We start from the raw sequence: 23,621 nt of genomic DNA on the forward strand, positions 1-23,621 counted from the left end.
TCCAGTAGAGTTATGTTGAAAAACGCAAGTGAAATGCCCTCTGTTTATCTGGATTATAACGCAACGACGCCGGTCGATCCCCGGGTCAAAGAGGCGATGCTGCCGTTCTCTCGGATTCTTTGTTCGGCAATCCGTCCAGCTCGCATTGGTATGGTATTCAGGCGCGCAAAGCGGTCGAAACCGCCCGAAAACAGGTAGCGGCGCTGCTAAATTGCGATGCGGATGAAATTGTATTTACCAGCGGGGGGAGCGAATCCAATAATCTGACCATCAAAGGCATTGCCTGGTCGCTGCAGTCACGGGGAAAACATATCATCACCTCGGCAATCGAACATCCGGCGGTGATGCAGGTCTGCCGGTATCTGCAGAACGAGGGATACGAGGTAACCTATGTCCCTGTGGATGAATACGGACGTGTGGATCCCCATGATGTCGAAACAGCAATCCGGCCGGGCACGACGATATCGATTATGCATGCCAACAATGAGGTGGGCACGATTCAGCCGATTGCTGATATTGCTGACATGGCACATCAACATGATATCGTTATGCATACCGATGCCGCTCAGTCCGTGGGGAAAATACCGGTCCGGGTTTCTGAATTAAAGATCGATTTGCTGTCGCTTGCCGGACACAAGTGTTACGCGCCCAAGGGCGTGGGCGCTTTGTATATCAAGCGCGGCACCCGGCTGCAGAAGCAAATTCACGGCGCGGATCATGAACATAATCTGCGCGCCGGTACGGAAAATGTTCCCGAAATTGTCGGACTCGGTCGCGCCTGCGAATTGATACAGGAAGACGGTGAGCCCGAGTCGGAGCGCTTGCGCGAATGGCGAGATCTGCTGCAAACCGGACTGCAGGAGCGCATTGCGAATATGCGCGTCAACGGACACCCGGAGTTTCGGCTTGCCAATACCCTGAATGTCAGTTTCCTGAACGTAGAGGCCAATACGGTTCTGGATCAGCTAAATTCCATAGCTGCTTCTGCCGGCGCTGCCTGTCATGCCGATGAGGTGGCCGTTTCGCCGGTTCTAAAAGCTATGGGGGTTCCGACAGAATGGGCAATGGGCACCATCCGGCTGTCGGTCGGGCGAATGACCACGCGCGATCAGGTAAACACGGCGATCCAGGAAATGGACAGGTACGGTGAAAGCGCTTCAGGGGCAGGAGACTGTCACTGATGACTCTCGACCGGAAAAAGTTCGACTGACGCGTTATACGCATGGACTCGGCTGCGCCTGTAAACTGCGGCCGCAGGCTCTGGAATCTGTACTGCAGTCCATGCCTCCGGTTCTGCATCCGGATGTTTTGGTGGGATTGGATGCGGCGGATGATGCAGCGGTATACCGGCTGGATGCGGATACGGCGTGGGTGCAGAGCGTAGATTTTTTTACCCCGATTGTGGATGATCCCTATGAATTCGGGCAAATTGCTGCGGCCAATGCTCTAAGTGATATCTATGCCACTGGGAGCCCGTCCGCCTCTTTGCCCTGAATGTGGTGGGATTCCCGTCCGGCCGTCTGCCCATGAGCGTGTTGAACGATATACTGCGGGGCGCGTCAGACAAGGCGGAACAAGCCGGCATCCCCATTGTCGGAGGACATACCGTAGATGATACTGAACCCAAGTACGGCCTGGTGGTCAGCGGCATCGTGCATCCGGATCGTATTTTGATGAACAGCGGCGCTCATCCGGGAGATATGCTCATTTTGACAAAACCCATCGGCACCGGGATATTAACCACAGCTATGAAGCGCGGAATTGCCGATACACAAAGCGCGCGGGCCGCCATTCAAGCGATGACCGAATTGAATCAACAGGCTGCACAAATCGCCTCTGATTTTCATGTCAATGCCTGTACAGATGTCACCGGGTTTGGGCTGCTGGGACACAGTCTGGAAATGTTAAAGGCCAGTGCGGCGGATGCGGAGCTGTTTGCTGATAAAATTCCATTGCTGCCGCAAGCGCTCGAACTATGCGAGGCCGGCATAGTGCCGGGCGGGACGCGTTCGAATCTGGATTATGTAGAGGCCCATATCGACTGGAACTCGTCTGTTTCTCCGGCACTGAAATTGCTTTTGGCTGACGCACAAACCTCAGGTGGATTGCTGTTCGCGGTGCCGGAACAGGAACACTCGCTGCTGCAGGCCTTGAATGAAAAGGGGCGCGCCTGGCACGTTGGAATTGTTACAGGCAAAGGAAGCGGCCGGATTAAAATAATTTAGGATTTTTATGTGTAACCGGAGGTTTGCATGCCCCAGCAGAATAATGGCAACCAATCTGCTTTGAACCGTTTAGAGAATGAATTGGAAACAGCGCAGCAGAATGAGGATCGGACATTACAGGCGGATGCACTCACTCGCATGAGCGGGGAATATAAAAATCTGGACAAAACCGATCATGCGTTGGAATACGCCCGGCGGGCATTGGAGCTGTATCAAAGTATGAAGAATTACAAAGGCCAGGGCAAGGTCCTCAATGATTTGGGATCAATATACCAGCTAAAACAGGATGATGAGCAGGCCTATCAATATTATATTCAATCCATGCAGGCGCGAGAGCAGGTCAAGGATATCAGCGGTATGGCGGAAACCCGGTTTAATCTGGCCGTTTTGTCACTCACACAAAAGAAAATCCGCGAAGCGGTGATGGGGCTTTTGGAAAGCCAGTTTGTGTTTCTGACCCTGGGGAAAAAAACAGGAATTTCACAAAGCAGCAGACCTGTTGTGGGAAATCAACAAAGCGCTGGATGATGACGAATACAAAGTTTTTGTCCGGCAGTGCAGCACGACCATTATGCGCGAAGGTGTGATATGGGGTGAACTGGAAATTTTGTCACCTGACCGTATCAAGGATATCATCTCGAAATTACAGACCCTCACAAACGGCAACGACTGAATCCTTTTTGATTTGTGTGAACCGGGATAGAGAGCCTGTTTTTATTACTTTTTTTCGGTTCCGCCCGGGTTGGACGCCACGATTACGGTTTCTGCAAGTTTGCCGATTTTTATCGGTTTTTTCAATGTGTCGTAAATATTCGGATAGTTTTCCAAATCTCGCGTAATTTCATCGCCATAGCCGGTCATGAGAAAAACAGGGATGCGTTTGATGGCATTGACCTCTTTTGCCACGTCCAGTCCGGTTTTCCCCGGCATGCTGTAATCCGTCAGAATCACTTGATACTGATCCGGGTGATCTTGAAGCGTTTTTACGGCTGTTTCGCTGTCGTAAAAGACATCTGTTTCATAATTGAGTTTCTGCAGCATTTTTCCCACCATATCCGCCACAGAGGGCTGATCATCTATCACCATGATTCTTACAGATCTGTGATCTGGAAAATGCTGAGAGTGAGACTCGGACGACTGCTCTTTGTGCCGGGAGGCCGGGGGAAAATAAACCTCAAAAAAAGTTCCCCGGCCGGGTTTACTGTCTACGATGATTTCTCCGTTAAGGCTTTTCACAATGCTGTGCGCCACAGCGAGTCCCATACCGGTGCCGCCGCCGGGCGCTTTTGTGGTAAAAAACGGCTCAAAAATCCGTTTAACGGTCGACGAGTCCATTCCCGGGCCGGTATCGCTGACTTTAAGCACCACAAAAGTTTGTGTTGAGAGATCAGGGTAAATCTTTGCCTGTTCCAGGGTCACGGTTTGTTCAGATAAAGTTATACCCAGTGTCCCGCCATGATCCTGCATGGCCTGAACCGCATTGGTACACAGATTTGAGCACCAGTTTCTGGATCTGTGAAGGATTGGCCAGCACCGGGGCGCAGTTGACGTCAATGTTCTGTTTAAAGTCCACATTCGGCGGAATGGAGCCTTTTAGCAATTTCAGCGCTTCTTTTGTGATCAACTGCAATTCAAGCGGCTTTTTATCTTTATCCTCACTGCGGCTGAATGTCAGCATCTGCTGCACCAGGTCTTTTGCCCGTTCTGCAGCTTTATAGACTTGCTGGAGATCAGGATAGAGTGCGTTATCAGGATCAAGACTGTCCAGCGCCATATCGGTATATCCCAAAATGGGAGTTAAAAGATTGTTGAACTCGTGGGCAATTCCGCCTGCCAGCGTCCCGATGGTTTTTAATTTTTCCAGTTGGTGCACCTCTTCCTGAAGGCGATCTTTTTCTTCCTCGGCTTTTTGGTAACGGGTAATATCCCGTGATATCCCTACGATGCCGGTTATCTCACCGTTGTTATTTTTTTGATTGGCGCCTTGGTGGTCAGAAAATAATGCTCCTCGTGGTTCACGCTGAACTTTCCAGGTTTGTTGATGAGAGCGTTTCCGGTTTCAACAATTTTCTGCTCGTCTTTTGCGCTCGCTTCTTTTCCGCCTGGAATTCGGGAAACAAATCAAAGTCTGTTTTTTCGACTGCGTCTCCGGGTGAGGAAAGCTGCAGTTTTGTGCCCATAGCTGCATTGATACGGGTGTATCTGAACTTTATATCCTTGAAATAGATCAAGATTCGGAATGCTCTATTCATCAGTAGTGTATAATGGTCTTTTGTTCATTTTTTAACGCTAATTTCGGCCTGTTTGCGTTCGATGGCGTGAGAAATAGTTCGGTTGAGCAAATCACTGTCAATTGATCCTTTGACGAGATAATCCTGGGCGCCGCTTTTCAGAGATTCGAGACCGGTTTCATTGTCCGCCAGACCGGTGATGACCACAACCGCGGCATTGGGTCGTCGACGCAAGAGCTTTCGAAGAGTATCCAGACCTGAACTGTCCGGAAGTCCCAAATCCATAAGAACGATATCAAAATGCTGCTTTGACATTGTCTCCAGAGCCTCGGATAACCGGGACACCCGTTCAATATCCAGGTCCATTGACGGCAATTCGTCCAGCATTTCAATAATCAGCTCCACATCCCCCGGATTGTCTTCTACGATAAGTATGTTATGATGCGTCATGCTCGTCCTCGTTTGGTAAAATCACCGTGTCTTTCCAAAACAATTCAATCGATCGAATGACTCGCGAAATAATGATCAATATCGATGGGTTTGTTGATATAACAATTTGCGTGCAGGCTGTATGCTCTATTGAATGTCTCCACGATTCGCGGATGTGGCAAACACAATGACCGGGATGGTCTTGAGCTCCGGGTCGTTTTTAATATCCTCGAGCAAATCCCAGCCGTTTCGTTTGGGCAGATTCAGATCCAGAAGGATGAGTAACGGTCGCGGGGCGTTGGTAAATTGATTTCTGTGATAAAGAAAATCGAGGGCGTCTTCACCGTTGCGGACAACATGGACAAGAGGTATGTGTTTCCATTCATTAAAGGCTTTTTGGAATCAGGTAATTCGTCACCCGGATTGTCTTCGATGCAATGAGAATGGGAAATTTAATCGTAGGTCGCATCTTTCATGATCAGTACCTGCTACTATAACGATTGAACCGGGCGTATTTGTTTCATAAAATTCCTAAAATGAGATGTAAACCTGTTTTTTGTTTACGGCCTGAACATGAACCAAAGCACGGTCTGATCCTCGATGTCGGCTTATTCGCTCTCGGGCAATACGACGATGCTCATCCAAAAGTGTTCAATTGATTGTACGACTTGAATGAATTGTTCAAAGTCGAGAGGCTTTTTAATATAACAATTGGCGTGCAGGTTATAGCTTTTAATAATATCTTTTTCAGCTTTGGATGATGTCAGAATAACGACGGGTATTTTTTTTAAATCAGGATTTGTTTTTATTTCCTTCAACACATCACGTCCATCTTTTTTGGGCATATTCAGATCCAATATGATCAAATCCGGACGGGGAGCGTCACTGAATTTATCCTGTTTAAACAGAAATTGCATGGCTTCTTCACCATCTTTGGCCACATGCAACTGGTTTCGCATTTTATTTTCTTCAAGGGCTGCTTCTGTTAAACCTACATCGCCTGGATTGTCTTCAATCAGTAATATTTCAATACACTTTGCAAAATCGCCATCGGACATGTATGATCTCCTGTTAAGAATAGATTCATCGGGTTGGAACTGCTTTTGGGCATGAAAGATTAAATGTTTAAAATAATATATATACTTTTATTATTATATTGAAAATGTTTTAGAAAAAGCAATTATATTTCTTCTTCACAAACTCCAACATTTCGTGCTTTTGCTCTTCCTGATTTTTGTTGATCAAATGAATCAGGCTCTCGGATGCTTTGGCTCCCAGTTTTTCTCGTAATGGTTCTTCTACGGTTACTATTTTTGCCATTGTACCTTCCTTTTCATGATAAACATAACGTAATTTAATGATATTTCAGGTAAATACAAGAAAAAAGTAAAGTCGTAAGGTCGGAACGTTAAAATGCCGATCCTAAATGGTCCAGCGTCTGGCGGCAGCAAATCATTCGCAGGCCACGGCGCGGCAATATTTCAGATGATGCACTGCATATGCCGGCCTCGTCGTACAATTCCCCAATTGTGCGACGAGGCCGGCGCTCTCCTGAAAAGGCTGTGTCCTGCCCCTTGCATTTGTCGCACAGCATTGGAGCTGTACCACAAAAACTCTGCCACACTCGATTGGCCGCTTTGCCAATCCGTTCACATTCTAATTATCCGGAACCCGTACCGCACGTTTTAAAAAAAACCAAAATCTGATCCGTGATTCAAAACTCTCAAACAGCTCCGAAGGATAAATCGTTACGGCAGCATGCGCTGAAATTCAATGCTGCGGTGCACGTCTATTTTGTGCGCTCAGGCAGATGGCCGACGATCTCGTCGGCCTACATCAATGTCGACTCTACTTCTCATCTGTCAGGGTACAAACTAACTTTTTCAAATCAATGATTTTTCGATGTTGAAAAGTCCTGCTGTTATAAAGCGATAGCCCGGACTGTTTTTTTGCACCGATAAATAACAGCAATAACAGTAAAATGTGTTGATTCTTTGCTATGGTCTTTTTACCTTGTTTTTGGAACTTTTTAGACGTCAATCCATTTAAAGACAAAAACATGTCCAAAAATTGTACATTATGAAATTCCTTAAAATTATATTCCCTATTTTGTTGATGGTGCTTTTCTCGCAATGTGCGTACTATAATACGTTTTATAATGCGAAACAGTTCTATAAAGAAGCTGAAAAGGCACGTCAGGAACGCGAAAAAGTTTCCATTGTTGAATTGTCTGCGGAAGAGCGGGCTCAATTGCGCAAACAGGGGCAAACCGGCCGGGATGTTCGAAATAAACCCTCCCGGCAGGAGATGCAGAGCTATCAAAAGGCGATCGAGCGTTCATCCCGGGTTCTTGAACTTTATCCGGACAGCCGTTACGTGGATGATGCGCTGATGATGCTGGGCAAATGTTTTTTTTACCGGCAGGAATACAAAAAAGCACAGCGTAAATTTGATGAAATATTCAATATCTATCCTGAAAGTGAACTGATCCCGGAAGCCCGGTTGTTGTACGCAAAATCTTTTATGGGTCTGGAAGAATATCAAAAAGCCAAAGAACGTCTGTTGCTTTTGGCTTCCGACAAGGATCTTCCCAAAGAAACCCGTGATGCCGCCCGCTACGAATTGGGCGGATTGTATTATGATCAGGAAAATTATGAACAGGCTGCAGAAAATTATCAACATTCGATAAGATCCACAGAAAATAAATTGTATCGAACCCTGGCCTATTACAGGCTGGGAGAATGTTATATTCAGCAAGAAGAATACGAAAAGGCGCCCAAACTGTTCAGGGATGCCATGAAAGAGGCGCCCAATGAGGATTTCCAGCTGCAGTCCATGTTCAAGCTGGGTCGGACTTTTGTTTATCTTGAAGATTATGAAAAGGCGGAAGATATTTTTCAGGAGCTCTTGTCCCGCGAGTATGAAGAAAAGCGAATTCCGCGTACTAAACTGGAGCTGGCGCATGTCTACCGTGAAATGGGCGATCTGGAAGAAGCAATAAAATGGTACAATGAGATCATCGATTTACACCAGCGTACAGATGCATCCGCGCGCGCGTATTATGCATTGGGACAGATCGAAGAGTTTATCAATCAGGACTATTCACATGCCAAAGAGCATTATGATATGGTCCGAAGCGAGTTTTCCAGTTCTCTGATTGCGCCTCAAGCCAAAGAGCGCTCGGATAATATCAGGATGCTTTTGGATTTGCGCAACGAGATTGCAAAACTTAAAGGCCGTAAAGTAGAGCAGGATTCAACAGCAGAAGGTGACTCTGAACGCCGCGAGGATGACGGCCCCATTGACCTGAGTCCTGACGGGATGTGGGTGAATTATTCGGGACGGGACCGTCCGCCCCCCGAATCTTTGACCGATCTGAGCGAAGAAGAACGGGAACGCCGGCGCATGGCAAAAGCCGAGCAGGCACGCTTGAATGCCGCCGGGGCCGATTCTCTGGCCGCAGACAGCCTTGAAACCGCACCGGTAGAGCTGGACAGCGCTGCACTGGCTGAGCAGGAACGCCAAAAGGAAGAAGAGAAAAAACGCACTCTGGCGAGTAAATATCTCTCCCTGGCCGAGGTGTTGTATTTCAGCTTTGAAAAACCGGACTCGGCAATCAAGTATTACACTCGCGTGGTGACCGATTCGATGGATACCTCACTGACGGTTCGGGCGCTCTATAGTTTGGCTTATCTGTATAATACCAGCTTGGAAGACACAAGCCGTGCGCAAAATCTTCTTGAGCATATTGTTGAGGAATATCCGGATACTGAGCACGCCGAGGGGGCGCGCCGAAAGCTCGGTATTGAACTCGAGTCTGAAAAAGTGGATTCCGCACATGTCCTGTTTAAACGCGGTGAACAGCTGGTTTACGACTCCAAAGTGGATAGCGCGTTTGCGGTGTGGGATTCGCTTATGAGCCATTACCCAAAATCTGCTTATGCGGAAAAAGCGCTCTATGCCAAAGCCTGGCATTACGAAAACACCCTGTTCAATAATGAGCGGGCGATGAGTTTGTACCAGGAACTGATTGAGAAACATCCCGATTCTCAATATACCGGAAACGTAAAAGATCGTCTTGCTGCTGTGGAGCAGTTTCTGAAAAAACAAAAACAGGATTCTATTCAGGCGGCAAAATCGGATTCACTGGCCGCGCTGGCGAAAGATTCACTCACTGTGCAAACCGGCGATTCACTCTCGGTGGCGCAACAGGATTCACTGGCAGTGGCCCGAGGAGATTCTCTGATGGCTCAGCCCGGAGATTCGCTTACCCCGCAGCAGCAGGATTCTGTGCGTGCGGTCAACGCATTGCTTGGAAACGAGGACGCTGCGGAATCTGACAGTGTCGCCCAGACCCCGGTGCTGCCGGATTCAGCCGCTCAGACTGAATCTGATATAGATACAACATCCACCACACCGGACTCTGCTACTGAATCGAAAACGCCGGCGCCGGATTCGACAGCGGCGCCGAAGAAATCCTTGAAAAAATACCCGAAAAACTGCGTTGAGGATATCTTTTGAAAACTATGTTCAAAGCCCGCGTCCTGTCCAATGAACAGATTGCACCCCATAACCTGTTGATGCGTTTGTATTATCCCGAACTTGCAAACCGGGCGATGCCGGGGCAGTTTGTCGAGGTCAGAGTGCCTCATTGTCCGGATGTGTTTTGGCGCAGGCCGTTCAGTATCCATAATGTGGATTCGGAACAGGGAACCTTTGATCTGTTATTCAATATCGTCGGACAGGGAACACGCATTCTGGGACGCGCCAAAAAGAATGATGAGCTCGACTGCCTGGGTCCCCTGGGGAATCATTTTGAGGTGCCACAGGACCTCAGAGAAGCCATGATCGTCGCCGGCGGGCTGGGGATTGCTCCGTTTGCTTTTTTGGTTCAAACATTGCCCCGGGATACCGAGATCACAATTTTTTACGGCGCTGCCAACATCGAATCGTTATACCGGATCAAGACCGCTCCTGAGGTCAAGTGGAATGTTTCCACGGATGACGGAAGCGCGGGTGCAAAAGGGGTGGTGACCGATCTGTTGGAATCAGAACTGCAAAACTCACAGGACGGCAGAATGATCTACGCCTGCGGTCCATCAGGCATGTTGCGGCGTACCGCTCAACTGGCTGCGGAATATGCCGTTCCGGCCCAGGTTTCCGTAGAAACGGTTATGGGCTGCGGATTCGGCGCCTGTATGGGTTGTGTGGTTCGCCTAAAGCACCCTCAGAACGGCAAAGAATATGCACTGGCCTGCAAGGACGGTCCGGTGTTTAATATCCAGGATATCGAGATGCCCAATGACTGATTTGAGTGTTAGAATAGGCCCGTTGCAGCTCAGCAATCCCGTACTGACCGCCAGTGGCACGTTTGGATATGCTGAAGAATTTAAAGAGTTTATGGATTTGAACGAACTGGGCGGAATTGTGACCAAAACCGTCACACCGGATGCGCGTCCGGGGAATCCGCCCCGGCGAATTGTGGAATACAGCGCCGGCATGCTGAATTCAATCGGATTGCCCAACGACGGGGTTGAGCGTTTTATCAGCGAAAAAATGCCGTTTTTGCAGCAATTGAAAACACCGGTCATTGTCAATATTGCCGGCAAAACGGAAGACGGGTTTGTACGCTGCTGTAGAACGCTTGAATGAGGTGCCCGGCATTGCAGCATACGAGCTGAATTATTCCTGCCCGAATGTTAAAGAAGGGGGATTGAGCTTTAGTTCCGATCCGATTGTCGCCGAACGCCTGACTCGCTGTGTGGTGGAACAAACCCGGCGTCCGGTGATCGCCAAACTGACTCCGAATGTCACCCATATTCATGAAATCGGACTGGCTGTACAGTCGGGCGGGGCTGACGCGGTTTCTGCCGTCAATACTTTTCTTGGAATGGCTGTGAATATCAAAACAAAACGGCCGAAACTCAATCGCGTGATCGGCGGCTATTCCGGACCGGCGATTAAACCGATGGCTCTGGCCAAAGTCTATGAGCTGGTTCAGCATTTAAGCATTCCGGTTATTGCCATTGGCGGCATCAGCAGCGCTCAGGATGCTCTGGAATTTCTCATTACCGGCGCTTCAGCCGTTCAGATCGGAACCGCCAATTTTGCCGAACCCGATATCACCATCAAGATCAAAAAGGGATTGATCGACTATTGCGAAAATCAAAACGTAAATGCCATTGCGGACATTATCGGCTCTTTGCAAACCTGAAAAAAAGATTTGCTGTGGTTCTGGGCTGCTTTGTTGTCAGTTGCGGCGCATGGGCGCCGGCTTCGCATGTTCAGGTTTCGCCTGCGCCGACCCGCCAGGCGATGGCCATTGTGAAATACGATAAAAGCTGGAAGCAGGAAGGTATCGCTTCTTATTATGCTCACAAGTTTCATGGCCGACGTACCGCCAGCGGCCGGATCTATAATATGCATGAACGGGTTGCAGCACATCGGAATTTGCCGTTCGGAACCGTGGTCCGGGTTACCAATCTCGGCAACGGGAAACGGATGGATCTCGAAATTGTAGATCGCGGACCTTTTATCAAAGGACGGATTATCGATGTCTCTTTGGCTGCGGCAAAATATCTGGATTTTATCAAGCAAGGCACAACAAAAGTTAAACTTGAAATCGTCAAACCTGCCAAATAAAACCGGGAGATGCTGTGAACAAACAATCTTTTCTCATCAGGCTGTTGGTCGCTGTGATTTTCGGCCCGTTGATTATCGCTGTGATGTGGTTTGGAAAATTTTACCTCCTAAGCTTTCTGCTCGCTGTTGTAGCCTTGAGTGTGTGGGAATTCAATCGGCTTGCCGGTTATAAAGGCGCCTGGGGTGAACTGATTTCCAGTGAAATTCTGGCTCTTTCAGTCGTAACGGTTTTGTATTATCAGCCTGCGCTGGTCGTGCCGGTCGTCATTGCGGGTACGATCGTTATTCTGTTCACACAGCTCTACCGAGAAAAAGGATCACCGCTGTTAAACACTCCAGTGTCGTTGTTTAACAGTATATTGTTTGCGTTTTTATTCGGAAGTTTTATCCTGATTCGGCAGATGCCGTTCCGGATCGGGGTCGACTATGTTGAAGCGGGACAGTGGCTGATCATGATTATCCTGTCGACCTGGGTCTGCGACACCGCTGCCTACGTGCTCGGCTCTATTCTGGGCAAGCATAAACTCATGCCCCGGATCAGTCCCAATAAAACGGTTGAAGGCTCTGTGTTTGGATTTGTGTTCAGCGTACTCACAGCCTGGCTCTGTCATGTCTGGTTTATCGACGGGCTTTTGCTGGTTCACTCGTTGATCATCGGCGGGATTGTCGGAACATTCGGCCAATACGGCGATCTGTTCGAATCCATGTTCAAACGTGATGCCGGTGTCAAGGATTCTTCCTCTCTGCTTCCGGAACACGGCGGTATCATGGACCGGTTTGACAGTCTGCTGATCTCCACTCCGGTGGTCTATCTCTTTCTCAAGTTTATTGTATTCGGATAAAGAATACAATGCGTTCTGTATTGCTGAGCAAGAGCGTCAGCGCAAATCTGCCCAAAATTTATGTGCTGCTCAGTTTGCGCTGGATGATGTTCATCATTCCCATTCTGGTTATTTTCTTTTATGACAATGGTCTGGATCAGACTCAGGTCATGATTCTGCAGTCTCTGTTTTCCATTGCCATTGTATTATTCGAGATCCCTTCCGGCTATTTTTCTGATGTGATGGGCCGGAAACTCACTGTTGTTTTAGGGTGTATACTCGGCAGTTGCGGATTTCTGATATACAGCTTTTCATTCGGATTTTGGGGGTTTCTGGCAGCCGAATTGGTTTTGGGTCTGGGAGCGAGTTTTATCTCCGGTACCGATTCTGCCCTGGTGTATGATACTTTGGCGCAGCTGGGACGGGAAGCCGAGTATCCAAAGATTGAGGGGCGGTGTTCCTCGATCTGCAATTTTTCAGAGACTGCGGCATCCATTATCGGCGGAATGCTGGCCGCTGTCAGTTTGCGTACCCCGTTTTACCTCGAGACCGCATTCATGCTGATGACCATTCCTCTGGCGTTAACTCTGGTAGAGCCTGAGCGGCACCGCTGGGATGCGTCGCAGGGAAACTGGAATAGTATTTTGCAGATTGTCCGGTTTTCTCTGCATGAGAATAAGGTGCTCAAATGGCTGATATTCTATGCGTCTGTCACCGGCGCTTCGACCCTGACTATGGTCTGGTTCATCCAGCCCTATCTAAAAGAAAGCGGGTTGCCCCTGTCCCTGTTTGGGGTCGTGTGGGCGGCGCTCAATTTTTCCGTTGGTATTTTTTCTATGTACGCTTATCGTATTGAACGAAAATTGGGACGCCGGCGTATTCTGCTGCTGCAAATTCCCCTGATGACCATCGGATTTATTCTGGCCGGATTGTTCCAAACGCTCTGGGCAATACCGGTGCTGTTTATTTTTTATTTTGTTCGCGGTATCAATCGCCCGGTGATGAAAAGCTATATCAATCAGATGGTTTCTTCGGACAAACGCGCCACTGTAATTTCGGTGAGTAATATGACCGGACGTATGATATTTGCGCTGGCCGGACCGGTGATCGGGCTGATCAAAGACCGTTTCAGCCTCAGCTATGCCTTGTTCACTGCGGCTCTGATTATACTGACCAGCGGGAGTATTGTGCTTGTTTTTCTGAACAAACACCGGGTACTCACCAATTCGTCCTGATTCACGCCCTCGTTTTCACAATCAATTCGGCATGTTATACATTTTTTTCTATCTGACAACCGCGAATTTTTGCGTAAAGCGTCCCGTTTCAGTTGTGACATGCACGATATAAACTCCGGGAACAACCGGCTGACGCCGTTCGTCGAGTCCGTTCCAGATCAATTGGGTTTGCGCTGCTGAATTCTGTATCTCCCAGGATTTGACATGCTGTCCGAGAATATTCATGATAGAAACTGTGATATCCTCCCGGTCCGGAAGATCTAAAACGATGCGGCCGCTCTTACCTGTTGTATAGGGGTTCGGGACCATTGAGATAACCCTGTGCTGATCCGGTTTGTTTGAGCGCTCCGCGACGCGGCTCGTGGAAAAGGTCTGCCGTCTGGCGGTCAGGGTCACTGGATGGGTCTGCCATTCCACAATTTGTTCGGCAAAACCGCTGTTCTGATCCGTTTCCGGGATCAGGTAACCGATAAATGATATGTTCAGATTGGCGTTCAGTTTGATCGCGTCACCTGTAGCGCGCACCCAGATGCCCATATCGCCCCAGGCTTCTCCGTCGCCGGTATCCTGCGTGCTGTCCTTTGCCATAACTGCTGTCTTATCGTCCTGATAATAAAGCTCTGTGTCCGCCAGTGAAATCTCCGGCAGATCAAACATCACGATGATCGTCCCCTGAGGGCCGCTGCTCATGATCCAGTTGTAGGTCTGCGCTTCGGGCAGGCTTGCATCGACCTGATCCGGACTGCCGTCAATCCGCAGTCCCTCCGAATTGGCGGCCGAGTAAAAGGTCATACCCCAAGCGGCAGGAGACAGGTCCAGGGACTGACGAATGAGGTTGAGCCCGAACAAGGCCAGCATACCCGGCTCCAGCTCGGTCTCCGCGCTGGTCGCGAAAGAATAAGGAAAATATTGAAAATAATAAGGCGAGGACACATTGCCGATGATCGGGAAATTGAACACGCTTAAATCGATTTCAGATTTGACCTTTTGAAAGGCGCGCACACGTCCCGGAATAAACTCAACGGGCGGTTCACCGCTCTGGATATAGTTCTCATGCAGCACATACGGAGAAACACCCAGTGTGGTATTTTCACCCCCCAGGCGTATTTTCAGCCGGTCGATCAGGTTTGTGTTAAAATCATTGGCCAGAGAAATAAAATCCAGCCATCCCTGTCCGTTGTGTCCCACATGATAGGCGGCGGTTTTTACCGTATCCGCAGCCGGTGTTTCCGGCGGGGCCGGTGCGTAGCTGAAATAAGACGTCGGATTTTCGACGCTTCCGGGGAATAGATAAATCCATCCTGAATCTGCGGCATTCAGAGGGTCTGAAAAGGCAAGTTCGATGCGGTCCTGGTCCGCTACCCCGGACAGCCATGCAGCGCGACCGGCTTTATCGCCGAGATCCTCCGGCATGACCACAAGTTCATCATTGTCATCAATGCGGCGGTCCTGATCATTTTTATTGTATCGGTCTTTGTCGTCTTTATCATCAAATTGCAGCGGCACAGGGGACCATTCCGCGGACGCCGCATCATAGCGATACGCAGTCCAGTTGTCTATTTCGAGATTCTGCAGCGGCGTGTTCTGAGATTTAGAGATGATGATCGGAACATACTGCCGTGTCATGCTGTTTTGCTGTGCGCTCAGAGGAACGGCGACTGTCAACAGGTAAAACAATAATTTGTTCATGTCGGGCATCCTGCTAAAAACGGCCCCAAACGGACAAGGCAAAATGCCGGATCTCGCCCAAAACCCGTTCGGAAACCGTATAATTGTAATTCAATGCGTTTTTAATGAGAAACTGAAATCGATACGAGTTCCATTGATATTCAAATGTCAGATCAAGCACTTTTGTGGGGACTCGTTCATCCAGGGGATAGACCGCCACGCGGTCAAGTCTGCTCATAGTGCGGTAATCGGCGTGAACATGAATGTTTTTCCACTGAAATGCCGGTGAGACAAAGGCGGTAAAACGCGGCCGATAGTACAGCGTTTTGCCGCTCTTGATTTCTTCCGGGTCCATTAACGTTGCAGAGGCGGTGAGTGAGAACCTGTTCTGCCAGAATTGGCTCTGCCACAGGGCTTCCAGACCGTGGATGCGCGCCTGGGGGGTATTGATAAAGCGTGCAGTCAAATCTGTTGACAGAGTCGGTTCAATAAGGTTGGAATAGGTATTGATAAAGCCGGTTAATTCCAGATAAGCGATATCACCCAGCGTCTGCCGGACACCCAGATCCAGCAATGTGCTGCGTTCCGGATCGAGTCCCGGATTGGGCCGGGCGCGAAAATCTTTGGACCCGGCGTCGATAAACCGTTCCACCACGGTGGCGGCGCGGAAACCGCGTCCGGCGGACCCGTGCAGGACCGTGCCTGCGACGGGCTGATAACTGAACCCGATGCGCGGACTCAGCTGAGTTTCAACCGAATCCCCGACCAGAATATAGGTATCATAGCGCAGCCCGGCGTTCAATTGCAGCAGGTTGGTGATGTTCCAGATTTCCTGAAGATAGGGTGAAAGCCCGTTTGCCTGACGTCTGCCGTAATATTTCGATTCGACAGTGTCGTATTTGTAATCAATGCCGAATAACAGACTGTGCTGGTCCGCGGGTTTCCAGTTCATTTGCCATTCGCCGCTCAGGCCGATGGCCGGGGTGAACGCACTGGTGATATTGAACGGCAGTCCGACCAGCTGCTGGTTGAACGAGAGACGCGCTTTGGTGGCCAGAACCGGAGAGAACAGTTTGTTGTACACGGCATAACCGACAAATCCGTTCAGACTGATGCGGTCCCCGCGATCAGAACGCGGGACGCGCAGGGCCTGATCCTGTTCCATCCACTGCAGAAACAAGTCCCGTTCTTCGGTACTGAATGCAGAAAACAGGGTGAGGGTGGACTGACCGGATAATTGCGCCACGGCTTTGCCGGTCATATACCAGCGCTGAAAAGAGCCGTTCTCGCGGTCGCCGGTGGATTGATGATGGGATACCGCAAGACGCACACCCACCGGTCCGTACGTATCGGAGTAACTCACATCCGTGCGATGGAAATGCAGAATCTTGTCGGTCCAGTCCCATTCGGGCACGTAAGGTTCATCATAAATACCCGAGGTATGGCGAAAGGAAATACTCTGGTTTTCCGACGGCTGTCGGGTTAAAATATTGACCACGCCGCTCAAAGCGCCGGAGCCGTACAGGGAGGAGGCTGCGCCTTTCAGCACTTCCATATGATCGACCTCGGTGACCGGCAGAATGTTCCAGTTGGCGCTGCCCAGATCACTGGTCAGGATGGGTACATTATCCAGCAGCACGAGTGTACGGCTGCCGCCCAGGCGGTTGTATCCGGAGCCCCCGCGTATATTGACATTTTCTCCAACAATGGTGACGCCTGGAACCGTCTGCAGCGCTTCGTCCATCCGAAAGTGATTGCGCCGGCGAATGGATTCTTTGCTGAGCACGTTGATGCTGGATGCCGCCGATTCGAGGGGTTCCGGCTGACGCGAGCCGGTCACGATGACCTGCTGCGTCTGCAGTGCCGTTGGTGTCAGGGAAAAATGAATCCGCAAGGCTTGCCCGGACTGCACTTGAACCGATTGTGTCGATGATTTGTATCCGATATAGCCGGCGCGCAGCTGGTAGGCGCCCGGAGAAATCTGCGTTATTGAATAGCGCCCGTCCACATCCGTGCTGGCGCCGATGAATGTGTTTTCGATGAACACATTCACGCCCTGCAGGGGTTCTGAGGTTGTCGCATCCCGAACTATACCGGTAATTGTCGCTGTTGCAGCAAAAACCGGTACAATCGGCAAAAGGGTCAAACACAGGCCAAGGATCAGCAGTGTGGCTTTCATGGGGATACAAAACTCCAATCGCAGTAAATATCAATGTTTTCAGCTATGGGATCGTTTTTTGTCAAAACCACCGGCTCAAAATCAAAGGTAAAAGAATCCGGATTGAACCCGTGAAATCCCAGAAATCGGGTATAGTCCCAGGCCTCGCCGCGTTTTTTCCACACCGCGGCTATGAGTTTGTATTCTCCTGCCGGCGCCGGGAGGTCGTAGGACGGAGTTTGCTGACTGAGATTGACCGGTGAATTTGAAAAAATCACGTCGCTCAGCGAAAGTTCGCCCTGCTGCAGATCGGCCAGGTTTTTGGTGGTGGCGATGACCCGCACAGATTCCAGGTATTCAGGACGATTCTCCAGGTCAGGGAGAATCACATGCCCGGTTATCCTGGTTTTGATCAATCCCAGTCCATGATCAAGTTCACAGGACAGCAATAAGGGAAATAGTAAAATAACGATGAGCTTGTGCAATTTGTCTCCGTTGAATGTTGTCATGAAACAGTATTAACAGAACAAAAGTTCCTGTTAATTAAAAATCGGTATAGTATACGCAAATCAGTCCAAAAAACAAAACAATGAAACTGCGTTGTACAGCAAACAGCCTGTAAAAAAAGCGGATCCATTTGGACCCGCTTTTGAGGTCACGCCGGATTCAGAAACAATTTAATAAAAAACTGATACCCACATTCAACGTAAAATATTCTGTATTTTCGTGTTCTGTAAACAAAATATTGTAAAGCGGGTACACTGTAAATGAGCGGCTGGAGCTTCCGAACAAGAGACCACCGCCAACATTGACCCCCAGTGCTTCGTCCGAGTCATCAATGGTTTCACTGTACTCATAGCCCATCATGGAGGCAGAGACCTCGGCTTTACTTTTCATGACCAGGCGCAAGGGATTGCCAGAGCAAAGAAAATGATTGCCGTAAACAGTACACGTTTTTTTATCGTGATCTCCTTTTGTGGTTAAATCCGAAACACTAAAGTTGCTCATATCTGTCCGGTGTGTATCGAAATAGCCAGGATTGGTTTGAATGCTACATGTAACCGTGCAGACCTGTGCATTTATTCCGCTTTTGCTGGAACTGTGTTATCATATCTCGCACCCGTCTGTTTCTCTTTATTTTACGAGTCTGTTGATTTCATCTTGCCTCTCTTTGTATATGTTTGTACATTTGTAATCCATTACCCACTAATACTCAGGATGATCTGTGATAAACTGTCTGTTGAAAAAGGACTTGCGACTAAAACTGATTACAGTCTTTGCATTTGCAATACTTGCTGCTGTGTTGATCTTTGTATTTTCAGCGCATGATTGGGGTTTTGAATCTATTCTGGATGTCATGTTTAAAATCCGCGGCGGTCGGAATGTGTCCCGGGATATCGTGCTGCTTTATATCGATTCCGAAAGCATAGAACAGCTGGGCGGCTGGCCCATCACACGCGATTATTATGCCTATATGATTTATATTCTAAAGCAGGCGGGGGCGCGTGCCGTGGGATTTGATATACTGCTGGATTCACCGCATCGCCGTTACCCGGAATTCGATCAAGCACTGAGTGAAATTCTGCAGGAAACCGATAATGTCTGTCTGGCCATGAATTTTAAACACCTAACACAGAACGGACCTGGACTCTTGCTTGCTCAGGACCTCAGAACCGCCGTTCCCGGATTCCAGCGATATGCGCAGTCCGGATTCAGTAATTTATCATCCCAGTCTGTGATACATAGAGTTCCGCTGCTGGTGGCGCATCAGGATTCTGTATACCCGTCATTTGCCCTGCAGCTAACGCGATTGATGATTAATCCCGATCTCGAGTATCGGTTCTCCGGCGATGTGGTGTTGACATTAAAAGATAAACAGCTCCGTATTCCGACGGATAAACACGCACGCCTGTGGCTGAATCATACAGGAGCCGCCGAGCATATACCTGCTCAGAGCTTTATACAGGTCATGAAGACCTTTCAAGCCCACCCGGATTCGCTGCCGTTTCAAAACAAATGTGTCATCATTGGCGTGACCGCTCCGGGCGCCGCGCCTTTTAAGGTAACCCCATTGAATCCGGCCGCACCGGCTGTCTTTACCCAGATTGCAGCACTGGATACCATTTTAGGCAGACATTACCTGCATTTCAGCCCTGCCTGGTTGGTCTGGATCATCACCGTCTGTCTGTCTGCGGTTCTGCTTGTTCTTGTTCGCAACAGCGTGCGTCGAATGATGCTGATTGGTCTGGTCTTTTTTTTCTATTTTGCCCTGGTGCTGACCGGCTTTGTGTTATGGGATTGGGTGCTGCCGGTCGTACCGCCTGCGGCTGTTGTGTCTCTGCTTTTTCCCGTTTTCCTGATTTACAATGCCCGGCAGACCGGTTCGCGTTTTTTCAGACACTCTGAATCTTTACGCGCTGCTATTCGCGAAAAGCAGAAATATTTGAACCGGGCTCTGCAAAACGAACAGGCGTTGCAGCAACAGCTTGATTTGCAGAAAAAGGATCTGAAACAAACCAACCGGGATACCAAAGAACAGCTCGAGAGCCGGAAATGCGAGATTGAGCGTTTGCAGTGTGAGCTAAAAGATCTGAAACAGGCGCCCGCTGAAGAGATACCGAAGCATTCGCTGTATCCGCATATTATCCGAGCACCGCACAGCAATATGAATTCCATTATTGCCACAATCGATAAAATAAAGAACGAAACGATTCCGGTATTCATCACCGGAGAAACCGGCAGCGGTAAGGAAGTGATTGCTCAAACCATTCATCAAGCCAGTCCGCGCGCGAAAAAAGCATTTGTCGCGGTGAACTGCGGCGCTCTTTCGGAAACACTGCTCGAAAGTGAGCTGTTCGGTCACGAAAAAGGCGCGTTTACCGGGGCCGTACAACGGCGACGCGGTCGATTTGAACGGGCCGACGGCGGCACGCTGTTTCTCGATGAAGTCACAGAGACCACGGCCTCGTTTCAGGCAAAGCTGCTGCGTGTATTGCAGGAAGGTGTGTTTGAACGTCTGGGCAGTGAACAGACTGTTTCTGTAAATGTCCGGATCATTGCTGCCTCCGGCCGCAATATGACCGAGCTGATCAAGTCGGGGGAATTTCGACAGGACCTGTTTTACAGGCTGAACGGATTTCCCATTCATCTGCCCGCTCTGCGGGAGCGGCCTGAAGATATTCCGGCGCTGGCCCGGCATTTCCTGCAGAAATATGGCCATGATTCGATCAAAGGATTTACCGAACGGGCGCGTGAAAAGTTGACAACCTACCGCTGGCCCGGAAATGTGCGCGAGCTTGAAAATGCCATGCGCCGGGCCGCCATTCTGGCACAGAGTGAAAAGCGGGCTCTGATTCGGGAAACCGACTTGCAGGACCTGCACACTGATACAAAACCCGCTGATATTTCCTTTGCGAGTCTGGATGAACAAATCCTGGAAATGCTGCGCAGTCTGGAGTTTTCGCATGCTTCAATCAAGGAAACGGCGGAAACGCTGAACAAAGACCGCAGTACAATCACAGAATACTTTCGCGGCTGGTGTTTTAAAACCCTGGTGGACTGTGATATGAATGTAGAGCAGGCAGCCTTTAAACTTTCTGACGGCAACCGGGCGGCTCAAGAGCGCGTTGAGCGTAAAATCAATGATTATTTGGGTAGGCTTTCCCGGTCAACCGGAGATTACAGCCCTGCGTTTAAAGGTTTGCCCAAAGCCTACCATGTTTACCTTGAACACATTATTGAAACACTGGATTAAAAAGCGGGAATTTCCCGCATTTAAGCAGAATTCCCGCATATTCCGTTTTGCAAAGAAAAATTGTAAACTCTATATAAATAGAACGTAATGTTCGATTAAAAAGTTTGGTACGGCTGTTGCGTAAGCCGGGAATGAAGTTGTAAAAACTCATTCTCAAATCATGAAGGAGATCAATGATGAAACGCACAGCTTTTTTAATGTTACTTGCACTGTTGTATTTCGTAAACCCGTGTACCGGAATGGACCGGACAGCGGGTATCGGTTTTCGCGGCACGTTTTGGAATATGGACAATTCGGCAAACTCGGTGAGCATTAGCAACCGTCCCGGATATCAGGCTGAATATGATCTGGGCGGAGGCGGCGGTTATCTGTTCATGTTTTCACGTCTCAATGAAAACATGTTTCTCGAATTGACACTGGGTGCGGTTGGAAAACTGGAATCGCATCAGCAATACGGCTGGGGGGAAGAAGTGGATGTCAATGCCGTGACTCCGCTGCTGCTGGGATTCCGAACCGATCTGCTGCCTTTTGACAGCCGGTCGGCGCTGCAGCCGTACGCCGCTGCAGGTATGGGCCCTTATTGGTTCAGTGATGTCTATGTTCGTGATGATTATATGATACCGGAAGAACAGGTGGATGTCCGAACCAAAGCCCGTCTGGGCGGCTATGCCGGCGGCGGTATCAATTTTATGTTCACGGACTGGATGGGCTTTAATTTTGATGTCAAGTATCACTTTATTGATTTTAACAAAAAACACGAATACAGCGGTTACGAGTACGGCATGGGCATTATTTTCACCTGGGGCCGGACGGGTTATCGCGATCATGACCGGAAAATAAACATACACATCGAATAATGACATGATGAAACCAATCCAAATTTTGTTCTGTTGCGCAGTGGTCGGTACAAGTGCGGCGCAGGGTATTTCACGATCTAATGGTCTGGGTGTGCAGATGAACTATTGGAACATTACCGGCCGCCGCACGCATGTGCTGGTGGATAATATGACCGGAAGCGTCGATGTTGACATCAGCGGCGCCGGCGGCTCGGTGTTTTTCTTTTCACGAGCCACACGAAACTTGTTTCTTGAAATGAGTACCGGTGCGGTGGGCGGTGTGCGCGTCAAGCATGAAAACATGATCGACTCCGAGGTGGATGTCGAATCCCTGATTTCCCTGCTTGCCGGTTTGCGCTATGATATTTTTTCGACCCGGCTTCCCGGTGCCATGCAGCCTTATCTATCAGGCGGCGGCGGTCCGTACTGGGCGGTTTCGGTGCAAACCAGCCAGGCTCAAAGTCTGGCGGGTCAGGAAGAGGTAGCGTCCATGATGGAATATGGATGGTATGCCGGCGGCGGGTTGTATTATGTGTTGACCAATTGGCTTGCTGTGAATGCCGATGTCAAGTATCATTCCATCCAGTATCCTGAAAAAAATTACAGTGGACTGCAGCTGGGGGTCGGCGCCTGCGTGATGTGGGGGCAAAAGCAGCAGATTTTTGAGATTCAAGATACAAAACTGGTGGTTCAGGATATCTATCCGGCCTATTACAAGTTTTACAATACGTATCCGCTGGCGCTGGTGACCGTTAAAAATTTAATCAATTCACCCATCGAAGTGAACGTGACCTGCACGCTGGAAAAGTATTCGGTCCGGCCCAAGCAAAGCGGTTTTATTCGCCTGCAAGGCGGTGAAACGCGGGATATCCCGGTTACTGCCTTTTTCAGTCAGGACCTGATGCAGGTACGCGAGCGCGAACAGGTCATGCTTGATCTGGACGTCAAAGTGCGCGCCGCGTCCACGCACACCACCGAGATCAATGCCCAGATTGTGGTGCACAGCCGCAATGCCTGGGACGGCGAAATGGACAAACTGGATTATTTTCTCACCCCTGAAAATGAACCTGTCCGGAATCTGGCCCGCAATGCATCCATGAGCATTGATGCGGATCAAGAGTCCTGCGCTGCCCTGGCCCGGGCAAGGGCGGTTTTCAACACACTCGGTCAGTTGAACATAAAATATGTACCGGATCCGAATATCCCGTTTTATCAGGATGACCGGGTACAGTTCCCCGAAGAAACGCTTGAACTGCGCAGCGGCGATTGTGATGATCTGGTTGTGCTGTATGCCTCGCTGCTCGAGAGCCTGGGACTGCAAACCGCCTTTGTCCAAGTGAAAGACCCGGAAAAAGAATTGGCGCACGTTTATCTGATGTTTAATACCAGGTTGACACCTGAACAGGGCGGCCGGGTTTCATCGAATGAGAAGCGCATTATCGTGCGCAGCATACCGTCCGGGCAAAAGCGTGTCTGGATTCCTGTTGAACCCACGCTGCTCGGCGAAGGATTTGAGCAGGCCTGGACATCGGCTGCCACCAGTTATCTGCAGGAGGGACTGGTTCGAAACGGCCTGTCAGACGGGTGGGTCACAATCATCGATCATCATTAAAGAGGACTAT

Annotated in this window: 23 protein-coding genes and 2 pseudogenes; 14 read left to right on the plus strand and 11 right to left on the minus strand. The window is 49.4% G+C overall.

The window, feature by feature from the left end; all coding sequences use genetic code 11:
• The first annotated feature begins 119 nt into the window (after nt 1-119).
• From U5R06_02525 to U5R06_02540, 4 genes and pseudogenes are all read left to right on the plus strand, one after another.
• Nucleotides 120-1,181, plus strand: a complete 1,062-nt coding sequence (locus U5R06_02525) for a cysteine desulfurase family protein (protein ID MDZ7721715.1) — start codon at nt 120-122, stop codon at nt 1,179-1,181.
• Nucleotides 1,147-2,225, plus strand: a pseudogene (gene selD / locus U5R06_02530) (selenide, water dikinase SelD). The gene U5R06_02525 and the pseudogene selD overlap by 35 nt, the downstream one beginning before the upstream one ends.
• A gap of 27 nt (nt 2,226-2,252) precedes the next feature.
• The gene (locus U5R06_02535; protein ID MDZ7721716.1) at nt 2,253-2,753 is read left to right on the plus strand and encodes a hypothetical protein; all 501 of its coding nucleotides are present in this window, start codon (nt 2,253-2,255) and stop codon (nt 2,751-2,753) included.
• The gene (locus U5R06_02540) at nt 2,725-2,898 is read left to right on the plus strand and encodes a hypothetical protein (protein MDZ7721717.1); all 174 of its coding nucleotides are present in this window, start codon (nt 2,725-2,727) and stop codon (nt 2,896-2,898) included. Before U5R06_02535 ends, U5R06_02540 begins: the two co-directional genes overlap by 29 nt.
• A gap of 44 nt (nt 2,899-2,942) precedes the next feature.
• Here the strand turns inward: U5R06_02540 and U5R06_02545 are convergent, their stop codons facing one another.
• The 7 genes and pseudogenes from U5R06_02545 to U5R06_02575 form a co-directional block, all read right to left on the minus strand.
• The gene (locus U5R06_02545; protein MDZ7721718.1) at nt 2,943-3,692 is read right to left on the minus strand and encodes an ATP-binding protein; all 750 of its coding nucleotides are present in this window, start codon (nt 3,690-3,692) and stop codon (nt 2,943-2,945) included.
• A complete protein-coding gene (locus U5R06_02550) occupies nt 3,652-4,098 on the minus strand; it encodes a histidine kinase dimerization/phospho-acceptor domain-containing protein (protein ID MDZ7721719.1) in 447 nt (148 codons plus the stop codon). The genes U5R06_02545 and U5R06_02550 overlap by 41 nt, the downstream gene beginning before the upstream one ends.
• Nucleotides 4,099-4,240: 142 nt before the next feature.
• Nucleotides 4,241-4,477, minus strand: coding sequence for a hypothetical protein (locus U5R06_02555; GenBank protein MDZ7721720.1), 237 nt, complete (start codon nt 4,475-4,477; stop codon nt 4,241-4,243).
• A gap of 24 nt (nt 4,478-4,501) precedes the next feature.
• On the minus strand, nt 4,502-4,906 hold the full coding sequence (locus tag U5R06_02560; GenBank protein MDZ7721721.1) for a response regulator: 405 nt from the start codon (nt 4,904-4,906) through the stop codon (nt 4,502-4,504).
• Nucleotides 4,893-5,337, minus strand: a pseudogene (locus tag U5R06_02565) (response regulator). The gene U5R06_02560 and the pseudogene U5R06_02565 overlap by 14 nt, the downstream one beginning before the upstream one ends.
• 156 nt (nt 5,338-5,493) lie before the next feature.
• Nucleotides 5,494-5,943, minus strand: coding sequence for a response regulator (locus U5R06_02570; protein MDZ7721722.1), 450 nt, complete (start codon nt 5,941-5,943; stop codon nt 5,494-5,496).
• A 109-nt stretch (nt 5,944-6,052) separates the two neighbouring features.
• Nucleotides 6,053-6,205 carry a hypothetical protein gene (locus U5R06_02575; protein MDZ7721723.1) on the minus strand — a complete coding sequence of 51 codons (153 nt, stop codon included), beginning with the start codon at nt 6,203-6,205 and terminating at the stop codon, nt 6,053-6,055.
• A 759-nt stretch (nt 6,206-6,964) separates the two neighbouring features.
• Between U5R06_02575 and U5R06_02580 the strand changes: the two genes are divergently transcribed.
• From U5R06_02580 to U5R06_02610, 7 genes are read left to right on the plus strand one after another with little or no spacing between them, the layout of a single operon-like run.
• On the plus strand, nt 6,965-9,406 hold the full coding sequence (locus U5R06_02580) for a tetratricopeptide repeat protein (GenBank protein MDZ7721724.1): 2,442 nt from the start codon (nt 6,965-6,967) through the stop codon (nt 9,404-9,406).
• A 5-nt stretch (nt 9,407-9,411) separates the two neighbouring features.
• A complete protein-coding gene (locus U5R06_02585) occupies nt 9,412-10,194 on the plus strand; it encodes a dihydroorotate dehydrogenase electron transfer subunit (protein ID MDZ7721725.1) in 783 nt (260 codons plus the stop codon).
• Nucleotides 10,187-10,537 (plus strand): hypothetical protein, encoded by a 351-nt coding sequence (locus U5R06_02590; GenBank protein MDZ7721726.1) that lies wholly within the window; start codon nt 10,187-10,189, stop codon nt 10,535-10,537. Before U5R06_02585 ends, U5R06_02590 begins: the two co-directional genes overlap by 8 nt.
• Nucleotides 10,509-11,099: a nitronate monooxygenase gene (locus U5R06_02595; protein MDZ7721727.1), complete on the plus strand. Its 591-nt coding sequence runs from the start codon at nt 10,509-10,511 to the stop codon at nt 11,097-11,099. The genes U5R06_02590 and U5R06_02595 overlap by 29 nt, the downstream gene beginning before the upstream one ends.
• Nucleotides 11,100-11,113: 14 nt before the next feature.
• The gene (locus U5R06_02600; protein MDZ7721728.1) at nt 11,114-11,527 is read left to right on the plus strand and encodes a septal ring lytic transglycosylase RlpA family protein; all 414 of its coding nucleotides are present in this window, start codon (nt 11,114-11,116) and stop codon (nt 11,525-11,527) included.
• 14 nt (nt 11,528-11,541) lie between these two features.
• On the plus strand, nt 11,542-12,369 hold the full coding sequence (locus U5R06_02605) for a phosphatidate cytidylyltransferase (GenBank protein MDZ7721729.1): 828 nt from the start codon (nt 11,542-11,544) through the stop codon (nt 12,367-12,369).
• Between the two features lie 8 nt (nt 12,370-12,377).
• Nucleotides 12,378-13,583 (plus strand): MFS transporter, encoded by a 1,206-nt coding sequence (locus U5R06_02610; protein MDZ7721730.1) that lies wholly within the window; start codon nt 12,378-12,380, stop codon nt 13,581-13,583.
• 48 nt (nt 13,584-13,631) lie between these two features.
• On the opposite strand, the gene U5R06_02615 is transcribed toward U5R06_02610, so the two are convergent.
• From U5R06_02615 to U5R06_02630, 4 genes are all read right to left on the minus strand, one after another.
• On the minus strand, nt 13,632-15,272 hold the full coding sequence (locus U5R06_02615; GenBank protein ID MDZ7721731.1) for a T9SS type A sorting domain-containing protein: 1,641 nt from the start codon (nt 15,270-15,272) through the stop codon (nt 13,632-13,634).
• 13 nt (nt 15,273-15,285) lie between these two features.
• The gene (locus U5R06_02620; protein MDZ7721732.1) at nt 15,286-17,430 is read right to left on the minus strand and encodes a TonB-dependent receptor; all 2,145 of its coding nucleotides are present in this window, start codon (nt 17,428-17,430) and stop codon (nt 15,286-15,288) included.
• Complete coding sequence (locus U5R06_02625; GenBank protein ID MDZ7721733.1) at nt 17,427-17,894, minus strand: hypothetical protein; 468 nt, start codon at nt 17,892-17,894, stop codon at nt 17,427-17,429. Before U5R06_02625 ends, U5R06_02620 begins: the two co-directional genes overlap by 4 nt.
• 181 nt (nt 17,895-18,075) lie before the next feature.
• The gene (locus U5R06_02630; protein MDZ7721734.1) at nt 18,076-18,417 is read right to left on the minus strand and encodes a hypothetical protein; all 342 of its coding nucleotides are present in this window, start codon (nt 18,415-18,417) and stop codon (nt 18,076-18,078) included.
• A gap of 217 nt (nt 18,418-18,634) precedes the next feature.
• On the opposite strand from U5R06_02630, the gene U5R06_02635 reads away from it, so the two are divergent.
• From U5R06_02635 to U5R06_02645, 3 genes are all read left to right on the plus strand, one after another.
• On the plus strand, nt 18,635-21,163 hold the full coding sequence (locus tag U5R06_02635) for a sigma 54-interacting transcriptional regulator (GenBank protein MDZ7721735.1): 2,529 nt from the start codon (nt 18,635-18,637) through the stop codon (nt 21,161-21,163).
• Nucleotides 21,164-21,336: 173 nt separating this feature from the next.
• Nucleotides 21,337-22,020, plus strand: a complete 684-nt coding sequence (locus U5R06_02640; protein MDZ7721736.1) for a hypothetical protein — start codon at nt 21,337-21,339, stop codon at nt 22,018-22,020.
• Between the two features lie 4 nt (nt 22,021-22,024).
• Nucleotides 22,025-23,611 (plus strand): hypothetical protein, encoded by a 1,587-nt coding sequence (locus U5R06_02645; protein MDZ7721737.1) that lies wholly within the window; start codon nt 22,025-22,027, stop codon nt 23,609-23,611.
• Nucleotides 23,612-23,621 lie beyond the last annotated feature (10 nt).

The sequence above is a fragment of the candidate division KSB1 bacterium genome, assembly GCA_034521575.1.
Taxonomy (GTDB): Bacteria; Zhuqueibacterota; Zhuqueibacteria; order Residuimicrobiales; family Krinioviventaceae; genus JAXHMJ01.

Coding starts and splice junctions, on each gene's coding strand:
- U5R06_02535 (MDZ7721716.1), top strand. CDS start 2,253: ATGCCCCAGCAGAATAATGGCAACCAATCTGCTTTGAACCGTTTAGAG.
- U5R06_02545 (MDZ7721718.1), bottom strand. CDS start 3,692: ATGCAGGATCATGGCGGGACACTGGGTATAACTTTATCTGAACAAACC.
- U5R06_02555 (MDZ7721720.1), bottom strand. CDS start 4,477: ATGAATAGAGCATTCCGAATCTTGATCTATTTCAAGGATATAAAGTTC.
- U5R06_02560 (MDZ7721721.1), bottom strand. CDS start 4,906: ATGACGCATCATAACATACTTATCGTAGAAGACAATCCGGGGGATGTG.
- U5R06_02570 (MDZ7721722.1), bottom strand. CDS start 5,943: ATGTCCGATGGCGATTTTGCAAAGTGTATTGAAATATTACTGATTGAA.
- U5R06_02575 (MDZ7721723.1), bottom strand. CDS start 6,205: ATGGCAAAAATAGTAACCGTAGAAGAACCATTACGAGAAAAACTGGGA.
- U5R06_02580 (MDZ7721724.1), top strand. CDS start 6,965: ATGAAATTCCTTAAAATTATATTCCCTATTTTGTTGATGGTGCTTTTC.
- U5R06_02585 (MDZ7721725.1), top strand. CDS start 9,412: ATGTTCAAAGCCCGCGTCCTGTCCAATGAACAGATTGCACCCCATAAC.
- U5R06_02590 (MDZ7721726.1), top strand. CDS start 10,187: ATGACTGATTTGAGTGTTAGAATAGGCCCGTTGCAGCTCAGCAATCCC.
- U5R06_02610 (MDZ7721730.1), top strand. CDS start 12,378: ATGCGTTCTGTATTGCTGAGCAAGAGCGTCAGCGCAAATCTGCCCAAA.
- U5R06_02615 (MDZ7721731.1), bottom strand. CDS start 15,272: ATGAACAAATTATTGTTTTACCTGTTGACAGTCGCCGTTCCTCTGAGC.
- U5R06_02620 (MDZ7721732.1), bottom strand. CDS start 17,430: ATGAAAGCCACACTGCTGATCCTTGGCCTGTGTTTGACCCTTTTGCCG.
- U5R06_02630 (MDZ7721734.1), bottom strand. CDS start 18,417: ATGAGCAACTTTAGTGTTTCGGATTTAACCACAAAAGGAGATCACGAT.
- U5R06_02640 (MDZ7721736.1), top strand. CDS start 21,337: ATGATGAAACGCACAGCTTTTTTAATGTTACTTGCACTGTTGTATTTC.
- U5R06_02645 (MDZ7721737.1), top strand. CDS start 22,025: ATGATGAAACCAATCCAAATTTTGTTCTGTTGCGCAGTGGTCGGTACA.